Source organism: Ruegeria sp. N10 (assembly GCF_056531545.1).
Genome location: NZ_JBQFLY010000001.1, coordinates 108,128 through 121,293 on the forward strand (window position 1 = coordinate 108,128; position 13,166 = coordinate 121,293).

At 57.9% G+C, this 13,166-nt stretch carries 14 protein-coding genes; 5 read left to right on the forward strand and 9 right to left on the reverse strand.

From position 1 onward, the window contains the following. Positions 1 to 25 precede the first annotated feature (25 nt). Entirely contained in the window at positions 26 to 577 is a 552-nt protein-coding gene (gene phaR / locus ACR0JI_RS00550) for a polyhydroxyalkanoate synthesis repressor PhaR (RefSeq protein ID WP_480473452.1), read from the forward strand. Between the two features lie 48 nt (positions 578 to 625). Here phaR and ACR0JI_RS00555 read toward each other — a convergent pair whose 3' ends face one another. The 6 genes from ACR0JI_RS00555 to ACR0JI_RS00580 all read right to left on the reverse strand — a co-directional run bounded on the left by ACR0JI_RS00555 (position 626) and on the right by ACR0JI_RS00580 (position 7,117). Continuing rightward, a complete protein-coding gene (locus ACR0JI_RS00555; RefSeq protein ID WP_480492925.1) occupies positions 626 to 1,840 on the reverse strand; it encodes a DegT/DnrJ/EryC1/StrS family aminotransferase in 1,215 nt (404 codons plus the stop codon). A gap of 113 nt (positions 1,841 to 1,953) precedes the next feature. Continuing rightward, positions 1,954 to 3,258, reverse strand: coding sequence for an NAD(P)/FAD-dependent oxidoreductase (locus tag ACR0JI_RS00560; RefSeq protein WP_480492926.1), 1,305 nt, complete (start codon positions 3,256 to 3,258; stop codon positions 1,954 to 1,956). A gap of 8 nt (positions 3,259 to 3,266) precedes the next feature. Further along, positions 3,267 to 4,625 (reverse strand): glutamine synthetase family protein, encoded by a 1,359-nt coding sequence (locus ACR0JI_RS00565; RefSeq protein ID WP_480473449.1) that lies wholly within the window; start codon positions 4,623 to 4,625, stop codon positions 3,267 to 3,269. After that, positions 4,625 to 5,305: a type 1 glutamine amidotransferase gene (locus ACR0JI_RS00570; protein WP_480473448.1), complete on the reverse strand. Its 681-nt coding sequence runs from the start codon at positions 5,303 to 5,305 to the stop codon at positions 4,625 to 4,627. The genes ACR0JI_RS00565 and ACR0JI_RS00570 overlap by 1 nt, the downstream gene beginning before the upstream one ends. Before the next feature lie 59 nt (positions 5,306 to 5,364). Next, the gene (locus tag ACR0JI_RS00575; protein WP_480492927.1) at positions 5,365 to 6,684 is read right to left on the reverse strand and encodes a glutamine synthetase family protein; all 1,320 of its coding nucleotides are present in this window, start codon (positions 6,682 to 6,684) and stop codon (positions 5,365 to 5,367) included. Positions 6,685 to 6,751: 67 nt separating this feature from the next. Continuing rightward, positions 6,752 to 7,117, reverse strand: coding sequence for a hypothetical protein (locus ACR0JI_RS00580; RefSeq protein WP_480879096.1), 366 nt, complete (start codon positions 7,115 to 7,117; stop codon positions 6,752 to 6,754). 24 nt (positions 7,118 to 7,141) lie between these two features. On the opposite strand from ACR0JI_RS00580, the gene dusA reads away from it, so the two are divergent. Genes dusA through ACR0JI_RS00600 form a run of 4 tightly spaced genes read left to right on the forward strand, consistent with a single transcriptional unit; the run spans position 7,142 to position 10,478 of the window. After that, positions 7,142 to 8,092, forward strand: coding sequence for a tRNA dihydrouridine(20/20a) synthase DusA (dusA, locus tag ACR0JI_RS00585; protein WP_480492928.1), 951 nt, complete (start codon positions 7,142 to 7,144; stop codon positions 8,090 to 8,092). 17 nt (positions 8,093 to 8,109) lie between these two features. Then, positions 8,110 to 8,934 (forward strand): sulfite exporter TauE/SafE family protein, encoded by an 825-nt coding sequence (locus ACR0JI_RS00590; RefSeq protein WP_480492929.1) that lies wholly within the window; start codon positions 8,110 to 8,112, stop codon positions 8,932 to 8,934. Further along, on the forward strand, positions 8,931 to 9,713 hold the full coding sequence (locus ACR0JI_RS00595; protein ID WP_480492930.1) for a hypothetical protein: 783 nt from the start codon (positions 8,931 to 8,933) through the stop codon (positions 9,711 to 9,713). The genes ACR0JI_RS00590 and ACR0JI_RS00595 overlap by 4 nt, the downstream gene beginning before the upstream one ends. 36 nt (positions 9,714 to 9,749) lie before the next feature. Next, on the forward strand, positions 9,750 to 10,478 hold the full coding sequence (locus tag ACR0JI_RS00600) for a SpoIIAA family protein (protein ID WP_480492931.1): 729 nt from the start codon (positions 9,750 to 9,752) through the stop codon (positions 10,476 to 10,478). A 623-nt stretch (positions 10,479 to 11,101) separates the two neighbouring features. On the opposite strand, the gene ACR0JI_RS00605 is transcribed toward ACR0JI_RS00600, so the two are convergent. From ACR0JI_RS00605 to ccmI, 3 genes are read right to left on the reverse strand one after another with little or no spacing between them, the layout of a single operon-like run. Then, a complete protein-coding gene (locus tag ACR0JI_RS00605; RefSeq protein WP_209503450.1) occupies positions 11,102 to 11,335 on the reverse strand; it encodes a DUF1289 domain-containing protein in 234 nt (77 codons plus the stop codon). Between the two features lie 18 nt (positions 11,336 to 11,353). Beyond that, on the reverse strand, positions 11,354 to 11,818 hold the full coding sequence (ruvX, locus tag ACR0JI_RS00610; protein WP_480492932.1) for a Holliday junction resolvase RuvX: 465 nt from the start codon (positions 11,816 to 11,818) through the stop codon (positions 11,354 to 11,356). Then, entirely contained in the window at positions 11,815 to 13,035 is a 1,221-nt protein-coding gene (gene ccmI / locus ACR0JI_RS00615) for a c-type cytochrome biogenesis protein CcmI (protein WP_480492933.1), read from the reverse strand. Before ccmI ends, ruvX begins: the two co-directional genes overlap by 4 nt. Between the last annotated feature and the right edge of the window lie 131 nt (positions 13,036 to 13,166).

Genomic DNA, 13,166 nt, shown 5'->3' on the forward strand with positions numbered 1-13,166 from the left:
GCATCATCCTTGGGGAGGGTACCCGGTGTCGGACCAAGAAAAACCGCTGCTGATCAAGCGCTATGCCAGCCGTCGGCTGTATAACACCGAGACCAGCGATTACGTGACGCTCGAAGATATCGCAGGATTCATCCGTGACGGGCGCGAAGTACAAATCATCGACCTGAAATCCGGCGACGACCTGACGCGGCAGTATCTGCTGCAAATCATTGCTGAACATGAAAGCCGCGGCGAGAATGTGCTGCCTGTCAATGTTCTGAACGATCTGGTGCGCAGTTACATGCTGCCGGGCGGGGGCATGATGCCGCAATTCCTGCAAAGCTCGTTCGATATGCTGCGCGAAAGCCAAAGCAAGATGATGGAAAACATGAACGCCATGAACCCGATGTCCCAGATGCCGGGTTTTGAAGCGTTGAAAGCACAGCAGCAGGCCTTTCTGAAGGCTATGACTGGTGGGTTGTCTGGCAGATGGTCCTCGCCAGAGAAGGAAAGCGAAAAGTCAGAGCCGAAAGAGGATCTTGACGATATCAAGAAACAGTTGGCCGAACTTCAACAGAAGCTTTCAAAACTGAATTAAGGTGAGCCTGAGGAAAAGGCCCACCATTTAAGTGGGTCAGTTCTAGTCTCAGGTGCCGTAGACCGGCATTGGGCCGGTCACTTCGCCGACCGCGGCCAGCAGAATATCGGCGATCACGTCCAGCTCTGCGCGTGTCAGGCGTACGGGCAGTCGGACGTCACACGCTTTCATCAGCATGTCACGCGTTTGCGGCAGCTCGAACGTCTCCGGCAAGAATTGCCAGTTCCAGAAGGCGCGCGCATTGTCCTGACTCAGGCCAAAGACCTGAACTTTGACACCGCGTGCCTCGGATGCGGCGGCAAATGCGCGAATCTCGTGTTCCTGCAACCCAACCAGATTGAATTGAATAGAATCCGGCGCGCGCTGCTCGGGGGGCAAGGGCGCGGGCACATTGATATGGGGTGAGGTATTCAAGCGCCCGGCAACGTAGTCGTGATTCGCAAGACCATCGCGGACACGACGGGCCAGTTCCGGGATCTGCGGGCGGATCACAGCGGCGCTCAGGTTGTTCAAGCGCAGGTTATACAGTGGCAACTTGTTCTGCCAGCGGGCGAAGGCCTCTTCCAATTCGGGCGAGTTGTCGCCGTACGGTCCTTTATGTTTCTTCCAGTTATGTTCGTACGCGCCCGACATGATGACGGCACGGGCCACCAGATCAGCATCGTTTGAGATCAGAATACCGCCTTCGCCCGCATTGATCATCTTGTAGGACTGAAACGAGAAACAGCCGACCTTGCCGATGGTGCCGATATTCCTGCCATGCCAGGTCGTGCCCAGCGAATGCGCAGCGTCTTCGATTACCGGGATGTCACGCGCGTCGCACAGCGCCATGATCGCGTCCATATCAGATGTGTGGCCGCGCATGTGACTGATGATCACCGCCTGAACGCTGTCGAGCTTGGCCTCGAAATCGGCCATGTCGATGCGATAATTCTCACCCACTTCGCATAGGACCGGGATGCAGTCCGCGTGGGTGACCGACGAGGGAACCGCGGCAAATGTGAAGCCGGGGATCAGGACGCGCGCATCACGCGGCAGACCCAGTGCCTTGAGCGACAGAAACAGCGCAGCAGAACAGGATGAAACAGCGAGAGCGTATTTTGTGCCCAGAAGTTCGGCAAACTCGGCCTCCAGCAAAGACACCGGGGCATCTTGCGGGGCGGTATAGCGAAACAAGTCGCCCGACTGCATCAGGGCGTCGATGGCTTCTTTTGCTGCTTCTGGGATGGGTTCGGCGTCATGAACGTTTGGTGGAAGCGTCATATTTGGAATTCCCGAATTCTATCTTTGGTAAAGATAAAGCTATTCAGGCGGCAATCCAAGCCCTCAATCGCCGCGCCAGCGGAAATTCACCAATATGTCACAAGTAACGTGGATCAGATCCCAAGCCGGTCCCGCATGGCGAACCATGTCATTGCCAGCACAAGCAGCGGGTTGCGCAGGGCAGACCCGCCTGGGAAGGGCAGGGTTGGCACGCGGGCCATTGTATCGAACCCTTCAGATTGGCCCTGAATGGCCAGTGCCATCAATTGCCCTGCATGGGTCGCGGTGCCTACACCATGACCGGAATAGCCGGAAGCAGACAGAATATTGGGCGCGATACGCACCAGATAAGGCATCCGCCGCATGGTAATGGCCAGCGTCCCACCCCATGCGTAGTCGATTTTGACATCGCGCAGATGTGGGAAGATTTCGGTCATCGGCTTGCGGACCTTCGCCGCGACATCCGCAGGAAAACGATAGCCATAACTTTCGCCGCCACCGAACAAAAGCCGGCCATCGGCGCTGAGGCGGAAATAGTTCACCACGAACTTGGTATCCGCGACCGCGACATCCTGAGTCAGGACCCGCGCGGCCTCGCTGCCAAGGGGTTCAGTCGCTGCGATGAAGTTGTTGATGGGCATGACACGGGCCGCGACGGTCCGGTTGAGATTGCCAAGATAGCCATTGCAGGCCAGCACAACATGGTCGGCCCTAACGTTCCCCCTGGCGGTCCGGATCAGTGCAGGCCGGGTTTCGTCAATATCGATGACTTCGGTGCCCTCAAAAATGCGAACACCCGCTTTGGCCGCCGCCTGCGCCAACCCCAGCGCAAAGTTCAATGGGTGCAAATGAGCAGCCCCCATGTCCAGATACCCACCCTTGTAAGCGGGTGAGGGGCAAAGTTTGTGGCCTTCGTCTTCATCCAGCAGCTTGATCTGGTCATACTGATAACGGTCGGACAGATGGCCTGCATGGGTGTGCAGCTCTTCTCGTTCCGAAGCTGACAGACCCAGAACCGCGACGCCGGGTTGCAGGTCGCACGCGATCTGATGCTTGGAGATTAGTGATTTGACCAGATCCTTGGCGTCTTCGGCCAGGTCCCACAGCTTTGCAGCATCCGCGTCGCCAACAAGACGCTCGAGGTCTTCCTGATCCATCCGCTGCGCGCTGCCCAGCTGGCCACCATTGCGCCCCGAGGCACCAAATCCGACACGGTGGGCTTCAAGCAGAACGACATCGAACCCCGCCTCGGCCAGATGCAATGCTGCGGACAGGCCTGTGTAGCCACCGCCCACAACGCAGACATCCGCCGTAATATCTTCGGCCAAAACAGGAAAGCGTTCCGTTGGGTTCGCAGTCGCGGCATACCAGCTAGCAGGGTATTCGCCCTTGCGGTCATTGGAATAGAGCAGATTCACGAAAAGTCTCAGACGTTGATCAGCAGATGTTCCCGTTCCCACGGAGAGATGACCTGCAGAAATTCTTCATATTCGGCCCGCTTCACGATGCCATAGACACGGGCAAACTCGGGGCCAAGGATTTCGTGCAGGGCTGTGGCTTCGTCAAACATATCCAACGCATCGCCCATGACCTGGGGGATATCCCCTTCGCCTTCATAGGCGTCACCATAGAATTGACGACGCGGGCGTTCTTGTTCAACCAGACCCAGATAGCCGCACGCCAGCGACAGGGCGATGCCCAGATACGGGTTGCAATCCATACCGGCGATGCGGTTTTCGACACGGCGCGATTCAGGTCCGGACAGAGGAACGCGAATGCCTGTAGTGCGGTTGTCGCGGGCCCATTCCAGATTGATCGGTGCGGCGTGGTCTTTCACGTAGCGACGATACGAGTTTACATAAGGTGCCATCACGGCCAGACCGGAGGGCAGATGGTTCTGCAACCCGGCAATGAAGTGATAGAACGCGTCCGTTTCGCCGCCCTGCGGGCCCGAAAAGATATTCTGGCCGGTCTCCATGTCGATAATCGAATGATGGATATGCATGGCCGAGCCCGGCTCTTCCTCGATCGGTTTGGCCATGAAGGTTGCAAAACAATTGTGCCGTAACGCCGCCTCGCGGATCAGGCGCTTGAAGTAGAAAACCTCATCAGCAAGTTTGACTGGGTTGCCGTGGCGAAGGTTGATCTCCAACTGGCCCGCACCGCCTTCCTGGGTGATGCCATCGATTTCGAACCCCTGATGTTCGGCAAAGTCATAGATATCGTCGATGACCGGGCCGAACTCGTCCACCGCGGTCATCGAATACGCCTGCCGCGCCGCAGCTGGGCGGCCAGAACGCCCCATCATCGGCTTGATTTCCTGTGCGGGATCGACATTGGGGGCGACCAGAAAGAACTCCATTTCTGGCGCAACAACCGGTTTCCAGCCTCGGTTGTGATACAGCTGGACCACGCGTTTCAACACGTTACGGGGGCTATAAGGGATCGGATCACCATCCCGGTCATAGGCGTCGTGGATCACTTGCAGCGTCCAGTCCCCTGTCCAGGGTGCGGCTGAAGCCGTCGAATAGTCGGGCTTCAGGATCATGTCCTTTTCGATGAACCCGTCGTCACCTGCGGCTTCACCCCAGTCCCCCGTGATGGTCTGGAAGAATATGCTGTCAGGCAGGTGAAAATAGGATTGCTTGGCGAATTTCGTGGCAGGCACGGCCTTGCCACGTGCAATTCCGGGAAGGTCCGAGATGATACATTCAACCTCGTCCAGCCGCTGTCCGTGGAAATAGGCTTTGGCGGCTTCCGGCAGTTTATCAGTCCAATCAGCCATCAGGCTCTCTCTTTCTTTAAAAACTCGGCCATATGGCGCGCGATTGTGGCGTTGTCATCCGGGGCGGTTTCGCGATTTGCGGCCTCGCGCATCAGGTCTTCGGGGACGACGCCTTTTCCCCGTGTGCGCATCAGGCCCGCGACAAAACCATTGGTGAATTCAGGGTGGGCCTGAACCGTCCAGATCGTGTCTCCATAAGCCAGCATCGCGTTTTCGCAAAATGCGTTCTGACCAAGAACGCGCGCGCCTTCGGGCAACTCGACAACCTGATCCTGATGCCAGGCATTCAGCCAGACTGTGTTGCCGTCAAACTCGTATTCAGTGCGTCCGACGGCCCATCCGCCCTTGAACTTCTCGACCTTGCCGCCCAGTGCCTGCGCGATGATCTGATGCCCAAAGCATACGCCGATCAGTGGCTTTCCGCTTTGCTGTATCTCTCTGACCAAGTCTTCCAGCGGGGCGATCCACGGCAGGTCTTCGTACGCGCCGTGGCGCGAACCGGTTATGACCCAGCCATCTGCGTCATCCGCGCCGCTTGGGAATATGCCGTCGACCACGGCGAAGGTCTGGAACTCAAATCCGTTGCCACCGAGAAGTGCAGGAAACAGCTCATCATAGTCGCCGAATTCGCCATGCAAGGCATCTGGTGTGTGGCCGGTTTGTAATATGCCGATTTTCATGTGTCACCAAATTTGATCAAATTCACTCTAGCTGAGTCCGAGTGAGGCGGCAAGGGGGGTCAAACCGCCTCGAGATAGCTCAGCCAGTGATCTTCAGGAGCGATACGCTCAAATCGTTCAATTTCCTGTCGCTTGGTCATGATCAGGTACTGGATCAGATCCGCCGAGAAAAGCCGGGCGACCAGGGGGTCGGTCTCAAATCTGTCAATTGCGGCCGCCCAGTCTGGCATCAGTTGAGGCAGGTCTTCGATATCGTAGGCATTGCCTGTGATCGGGGCAGGGGGCCGCAGACCGTCTTCGATCCCGGCAAGGGCTGCGCCCAAAACCGCGGCCAGCATCAGGTAGGGGTTGATGTCACCACCTGCGACGCGGTGTTCGATGCGCCGGGCTGCTGTTGCCCCGCCCGGGATGCGAATTGCGGCGGTTCTGTTCTCATAGGCCCAGCAGGCCCCGGTCGGGGCATGAGCACCCGGTACAAGCCGGGTGTAAGAATTGCCGTGGGGCGCAAAAATCAACGTGCTGCCTGGCATGGCCGCCACACAACCCGCGACGGCGGAATGCAGAATGCCGGTCCCTTCAGGCCCGCCATTGTCAAACACATTGCGCCCCCGATGGTCCAGCACCGAGAAATGCACATGCATCCCATTGCCTGCATCATCTGCATAGGGTTTCGACATGAATGTTGCGGCAAACCCGTGTTTGCGCGCCAGGCCACGTGTCAACGCCTTGAAAAGCCACGTATCGTCGGCACAGCGCATGGCATCCTGATGATTCAGGTTGATCTCGAATTGGCCAACGCCACTTTCCGAGATGGCGGTTTGCGCGGGGATATCCATGGCGGCGCAGCCATCGTAGAGATCTGTGAAGAAATCCTCAAACGCATCCATTTCAGCGACCGACAGAACGGATTCATACAGCAGGCGGCGCCCGGTGATCGGGTTCAACGGAGGTTGCGGTTGCGCACCCGAAGCATCGATTAGTGTGAATTCCAACTCAGTCGCCGCAACGACCGACCAGCCGCGTTTGGCATAACGGTCAAGAATGGCAGACAGAGCGTGGCGCGGATCACCCGCAAACGGGGTACCTGCATCGTCATACAAGCTCATCGGAACCAGCGCCGTTTCTTTCGGAAGCCAGGGCACGGGCACCGGGCCCCGGTCGGTTGGGCGCAGCACGCCATCCGCATCGCCGGTTTCGAACACCAGCGGGCTGCCGTGAATATCCGCGCCCCAGAGATCGACATTGAGTGCCGAGAACGGCATGCGCACGGCGCCTTTCTCCAGCTTGCCCGCATACTCAGGGGGCACGCGTTTGCCCCGCATCTGACCGTTCAGGTCACATGCAGTCACGCGAAAACTGTGCAAGGCGCTCAGGTCCATTGGGGGCTCCGTCAATTCTGTTTCCCCGTGATGTACTTCAATGGATCAGATTTGTCACCAAATTTGATCAAATTTTGATATTTGGGACAGATGTGACTGCTCGGCATAGTTTTTGGGCGAGTACGAAATTGGTCTTGCGGACAAAGCTCGCGCCTTGCGTTTCCTTCAGTGAAAACATCACGGAAACATCTGTTAAGCCATTGATCATATTATCCAATGGCGTTGTCTGCGGCAAGTCAGGGAGCGGCTGGATTTTCCCAGTGTTGAAAGCGCGGCGATCGGATTTGATACGACGTCCGAACCCGCAAATCAGCTTCGTTTGCCCAGTCCTCAAGAATTGGCTTATTTTGGCGATTTTTCTATGATAGCTGCGGGTTTCGTATTCTTGAGGATGGTTGAGTTGACTGCACGTGGAAGAGATAATATTCAACACCATGCTACTCTGAGCATTGCCCCCATGATGGATTGGACCGACCGCCACTGTCGGTATTTTCATCGGCGGCTTAGCACGGAAACCTTGCTGTATACCGAGATGGTAACGGCACCGGCGCTTGTCCGAGGAGGGGCGCTGCATCTGTTGGATCATTCACCGCAGGAACATCCCGTGGCTTTACAGCTGGGCGGGTCCGATCCAGAGGAGCTGGCGCAAGCGGCGAGATTGGGTGCAGATGCAGGATATGATGAGATCAATCTGAACTGTGGATGCCCGTCGGACAGGGTGCAGTCTGGTACTTTCGGGGCGGTTCTGATGAAAGATCCGGCGCGGGTTGCAGAATGCGTCGCAGCAATGCGCGAAGCGGCGAATGTAGATGTCACGGTCAAATGCCGCATCGGTGTGGATGACCAAGAGCCCGAAGAAGTTCTGCCTGCGTTTCTTGAGCAGATCAGTGCGGCGGGCTGTCAAAGAGTAACGATCCATGCGCGCAAGGCGTGGTTGCAGGGGCTGAGCCCTAAGGAAAACCGCGATGTTCCACCGCTTGATTATGACCTTGTGCATCGGATGAAAGCCGCGTTTGCGGATCTGCATATATCGATCAATGGTGGTATCGCCAGCTTGGATGAAGCAGCAACACATCTGGACGCGGGTCTTGACGGTGTCATGATTGGTCGGGCGGCCTATCATCAGCCCGGTGATATCCTGGCAGATGCCGACCGGCGCATCTTTGGCGTTGGAACCGTTCGCGATCCGCTGACGGTTGTTCAAGAAATGGTGCCCTATATTGAAAGGCACCTTGCCAATGGCGGGCGTTTGCACCAGATCACGCGGCATATGCTGGGTCTCTTTGCGGGGCGCCCCGGTGCGCGGGCATGGCGGCGCGCCTTGTCCGAAGGGGCCGTGCATGAAGGGGCCGGGCCAGAAGTCATGCTACAGGCCCTGGACCATATTGCGCCGATGGTCGAGGTTTAAACGGCAAGGGGGGGACGATGCCCGAGACAATGTTGCTGGCCCAGATGATGGGCCTTTTGCTTGTGATCGGTGCGCTGGCCGGTGTGCTTGCCGGGCTGTTGGGAGTGGGAGGCGGTATCGTTCTGGTCCCCGCGTTCTTCTATGCGTTTCAGACGCTTGGCTATGGCGGCCCGCAACTGATGCAGCTTTGTCTGGCGACGTCGCTGGCCACGATCATTGTAACGTCGATGCGGTCTGTTCTAGCCCACAACAAGAAGGGTGCCGTGGATTGGGATATCCTGCGCGGTTGGGGTCCGGGTATTGTCGTCGGCGCAATTGTCGGAGTGCTGGTCGCATCGGCGCTGCGGACCGAGGCTTTGCAGGCACTGTTCGGAATTCTGGGCATGGTGATCGGTGCCTATCTTGGGTTGGGTCGCGCAGAATGGCGGTTGGGCGACGCAATGCCCAACGGAATCAAGCGGGCCGTCCTGTCCCCTCTGGTCGGGTTTCTTTCCGTTCTGATGGGCATCGGAGGAGGCAGTTTCGGTGTGCCGCTGATGAGCCTCTATAACACCCCTATCCACCGCGCGGTCGCGACCGCGGCCGGGTTTGGCGTGATCATCGCCGTACCCTCGGTCATTGGGTTCTTGTTTGTAGATATCGCGCCCGAGCATCGCCCCCCGTTGACCATTGGCGCGGTTAATCTTGTGTCCTTCGGGATCGTTGTCGCAATGACTATGATCACCGCGCCCTGGGGGGTAAAGCTGGCCCATGCGATGGACCCAAAACCGTTGAAACGTGTCTTCGCCGTGTTCCTAACGCTGGTCGCGCTGAACATGCTGCGCAAGGCCGTGGGCTTATGAGCGATTTTTCTGCCCGGGGCTGGGTGAAATTCCCGTATGATCCGGTTTTGGCCGAATGGGTGAACCACGCTTTGCCTGCCGCACGGGCGTCGACAACGGACCCGGCCCACGCGGAATGGTTGGATTGCGAAGGTACGTGGTTCATCGGTGTCGACGCACTATCCAATGACACGAAGGGCAGGGTCGGGCAGTCCGGGCCTCTGACCGGAAAGGCCATGGCGTTCATCGACAAGCACTTTGGAGATTTACCGCTGCACAAGGGGCAGGTTTCGGTTGTTTATCCGGGTTATCCGCGCCCGCGCCGGGGCGAGAAAGAAGCGGCCACCCGGTACCGTCGAAACAGGGATGCGGCCCATGTGGACGGTTTGCGCCCGACAGGGCAGGATCGCCGCCGCCGGGTTGATGAACCTCATGCCTGGATTCTGGGCATTCCACTGACTGAGGCCAGCTCAGACGCGTCTCCGATGGTGGTGTGGGACGGCAGTCATGACATTCTGCGGACCGCGTTCAGGCAGGCGCTTGAAGGGATGCCACCTGAGGTCCTGCACGAAGTAGACATAACCGACATCTACCAATCCGCCCGTCGCGAGGTGTTTGCGACCTGCCCAAGGATCGAGTTGCCTGCAAAGCCGGGAGAGGCCTATTTGCTTCACCGCCATTGCCTGCACGGCGTTGCTCCTTGGGCCGAAGGGGCGACGGCGGGGCAGGATGGTCGAATGATCGCCTATTTCCGCCCCGAATGCGCCGGTGGAGTAGCCGAATGGATCGAATCCGCCTAACGTCCTGTCATTATTTGGCTTTGGAGGTTTTGACCGATGATGACGGTTCATACGAATTCTGACGGTGCACTCATAGAAGTCGAGTTGTCGGGGCAAGTGACCAGCGCCGATTACACCAATACTCTGGTTCCCGCCATCGAGTCTGCGCTAACGGAACACGACACGGTTCGGCTACTGGCGATAATACAACCTGAATTCCAGGGGTATGATCTGGGCGCAGCCTGGTCCGACACCAAGCTGGGGTTAAGCCATTGGCGCGGTTTCGACCGGATCGCAGTTGTTGCTGATCAGGGTTGGGTGCAGACAAGCGTTCGTCTGGCGGCCCCCATCCTGCCCTGTCCGGTTCAGGTGTTTGATCTGGCCGAGCTTGAGGCGGCCCGACGCTGGATGCGCGAGTCCCTTGGGTCGATCCACGTGACTGACCTGAGCGGTCCATGTGTTCAGATCAGCCTATTGGGCAAGCTGGACCCTGAATGGTACAAACAGGCAGAACGTGATCTGGATGCAGTGTTACAGGACCGGCTAGGGTTTCGCCTGCTGATAGACCTCAGGGAGTTTGACGGCTGGCAAGGGCTGTCAGCGCTTGCGGCGCATTTTCGGTTGGCCAGCCGACATATCGGACAACTGGACCGAGCTGCCATCGTTGGGGACAAAAGCTGGCAGCGCATGGCGCAGAAGGTCGCCAGCCATGTGTTAGGGACCCGGACACAGTTTTTCCCGTCCGAAGAGTACGACAACGCCAGGGCTTGGCTTGCCGCCGGATAAAACCTTCGACTGTGGAACGCCTGAGCAGGCAACACCCAATCGGTCAAGGTTCGTGATGCAGCCTCAAATCCGGTCGTGCGATGTCAGGCATGATTCGACTGCTGACGGCGGGTTTCCCGCAGCTTCGGCCCCAGCTTTCCCAGTCTCGGCAAAGTCGGGTCGAAAAGTGACGTTAGGAAATTATGTGCTTTTGAGAGTTTTTCTTGATTGAGACGTCAAAAACGATCAAAGGCCGCGTGTTTTCCCCCTACTTGTGACGGGAAATACCTTTAGCCACACCCTGTCGCTGCGGGTTACCACTCACGTTGAACCTCAATGTTCAAGAGCTAGACCCCCTCGGAGCCCGAACTCGACCCGCAGTGGCACGGTTACTGGAAACGGGACGTCCGCAATGCCACTTAAGACTTTGATCGGAAGACTCACTAATACAAGAAAGACCAAACGTGCAGCTGACGTGCTGCAATCGGAATGCGCGCGCAATGATGATCGGCGGCCCAAAACCAGCCAATCCGAGATTGCGCTTCTGTTTCAGAAAGAACTGCGTGGCACCGCGCCGAACGCACCTATCCCGAAAAGGGCCGCACAGTCGGCAGAAATGTCATCAAAACGTCTACGCTGATCGGTCAGGAGCCATTCATGCGAGCGGCACGCCCGCCGCGCCGCTTGCTGAGTCGCGGTTTACGAGACGGCAGGTCGTTCATGATTTCAGCGCGTTCGCTGCTGTCCATCCTGGACCAGCGAGAAATCTCGTCAATCGTGCGGTAACATCCGGTGCAGATGCGCTCGGCCGGATGGACAACACAAATCTGGACACAAGGGCTTTCGACCTCATTGCGCTTCCAAACCATATTCGTCATCGATCGGTCTCCGACCTGTTACAAAAAGCGCAGTCTGTCCAGTGCTCCCTGCAAGATATAACCTGCTGCAACGTGATCAATAACCTGTCCGCGACGTTTTCGTGACGTATCCGCCTCAAGCAGTGCTTTTTCTGCCGCAACCGTACTCAGCCGCTCATCCCAGAATCCGATTGGTAAATCCGTCAGACGGGACAGGTTTCGCGCAAATGCCCGCGTAGACTGGCAGCGCGGCCCCTCTGTGCCGTCCATGTTTTTGGGAAGACCCAACAGAATGCCGCCAACCTCGCGATCCGTAGCAATTTCGATCAACCGGGCGGAATCGAGTGTGAATTTCTTGCGCCTTACGGTCTCCAACGGGCTGGCCACGCCCCGCATCCGGTCGGAAACCGCGACGCCGATGGTCTTTTCACCCAGATCCAGCCCTATCAGCGCTTGCATCGGGGGAAGCGCATTGGCGAAGTTTTCGAAAACGTCGTGGATCATTGCGCAATCCCGGCTTGCAGGGCTGCGGCAACAATGATCTGCAACGCCTCGGTGTTTCCGGCAAACACCTCCAGCGCCTCATTGTGGATATCCATGGCCCGTTGGCCCTGGCCCAGAACACCCAGAGCGGCGATCAGACGAGCCCATTCTTCGGGCGCGCCGCCTTCCGTCGCCAGGCGGTCGGATAACTGATCCACCATTCCCTGAATCATCTGTTGCCGTTCCTCGAGACTCATTTCCGCCGCTGCAGCCATGTCTTCGCGACTTGGACCAGACGGCGCGCTCAGGTCTGGTGGATTGAAAACCCCTGCCCGAAAGGCTAACTCATCAATCTGATCCCGGATCGCCCCCGCCCACGGCGCGCCTGCCGGGGCTTCCCTCAGCGTTTCGACCCAAATGCGGTAGGCAAGGTCCGGTCGACCTGTCTGAACCAGCATTTGCCCCCAATAATATCGGGCCGGGCCGTGATGGGGATCGCGATTCAAAGCTTCGGCAAGGGCCTTTTCAGCTTCGGGCGACACATATCCGCCCGCAGCCAGGATCATCATCTCGGCAAAATCCGCGTAGTGCTCGGCTGTGGCTGCGTCGCCTGACAGTTCGATCACCCTTTGTTGCGCGGTATATCCATCCTTGAAGTTCCCCGAATTGGTCTCATGCTGCGCCAAAAGCATCTGCCCTTGCAAATCATCCGGGCGGGCCGCAACGGTCTCTCGCAACTGCTTGAGAAGAGACGCGTAATTTTCGTCAAGATGCGCCGCTTGAGGTGGGGTCGCCAGCTCTTCTGCGGCGCTCTGGGACGGACGATTGGCGCGCACCTCCTCGGCCAGTTCCAGCCGCGTGGTCAGGGGCATGTCGGGCAACCCGACGGCACCAATACGATGATACATCGCCATCGCGCCCCCAATGATGATCAGAATGACAACCGGGATCGTCACAATCGAGACGGTCCGCGATGGCCCAGCACCCGAGCCACCCTTTTTCATCTGTTCATCAGCGGCAAGAATTCGTCGAGAGATTTCGGTGCGGACCCGTTCCGCATCGGCCTCACCAATCACCCCGCGCGCCAGATCCCGGTCCACACCGGAGAGCTGTTCGCGATACACACGCAGATCGTAAGCCGCCGCAGGTTCATCCCCACGGCGTTTGCGCAGCAGTGTGAAACTCAAAAACACCGCGATCAACAGCGCGACAAGAAAAATCAGAACCCAGAACGTCATGGTCCCTCCGAAGATGCTGTCCTGACTTAGACCTGTGCGACGTCCAACAAAAGGGACAAATGGCCGCGAATGAACGACATGTCGCAATAGTGCGATATTGCGGCGTTGCGCGGCGCGGTTAAACTGTCGCC

Coding starts and splice junctions, on each gene's coding strand:
- ACR0JI_RS00555 (WP_480492925.1), bottom strand. CDS start 1,840: ATGACGCTTCCACCAAACGTTCATGACGCCGAACCCATCCCAGAAGCA.
- ACR0JI_RS00565 (WP_480473449.1), bottom strand. CDS start 4,625: ATGGCTGATTGGACTGATAAACTGCCGGAAGCCGCCAAAGCCTATTTC.
- ACR0JI_RS00570 (WP_480473448.1), bottom strand. CDS start 5,305: ATGAAAATCGGCATATTACAAACCGGCCACACACCAGATGCCTTGCAT.
- ACR0JI_RS00575 (WP_480492927.1), bottom strand. CDS start 6,684: ATGGACCTGAGCGCCTTGCACAGTTTTCGCGTGACTGCATGTGACCTG.
- dusA (WP_480492928.1), top strand. CDS start 7,142: ATGATGGATTGGACCGACCGCCACTGTCGGTATTTTCATCGGCGGCTT.
- ACR0JI_RS00590 (WP_480492929.1), top strand. CDS start 8,110: ATGCCCGAGACAATGTTGCTGGCCCAGATGATGGGCCTTTTGCTTGTG.
- ACR0JI_RS00595 (WP_480492930.1), top strand. CDS start 8,931: ATGAGCGATTTTTCTGCCCGGGGCTGGGTGAAATTCCCGTATGATCCG.
- ACR0JI_RS00600 (WP_480492931.1), top strand. CDS start 9,750: ATGATGACGGTTCATACGAATTCTGACGGTGCACTCATAGAAGTCGAG.
- ACR0JI_RS00605 (WP_209503450.1), bottom strand. CDS start 11,335: ATGACGAATATGGTTTGGAAGCGCAATGAGGTCGAAAGCCCTTGTGTC.
- ruvX (WP_480492932.1), bottom strand. CDS start 11,818: ATGATCCACGACGTTTTCGAAAACTTCGCCAATGCGCTTCCCCCGATG.
- ccmI (WP_480492933.1), bottom strand. CDS start 13,035: ATGACGTTCTGGGTTCTGATTTTTCTTGTCGCGCTGTTGATCGCGGTG.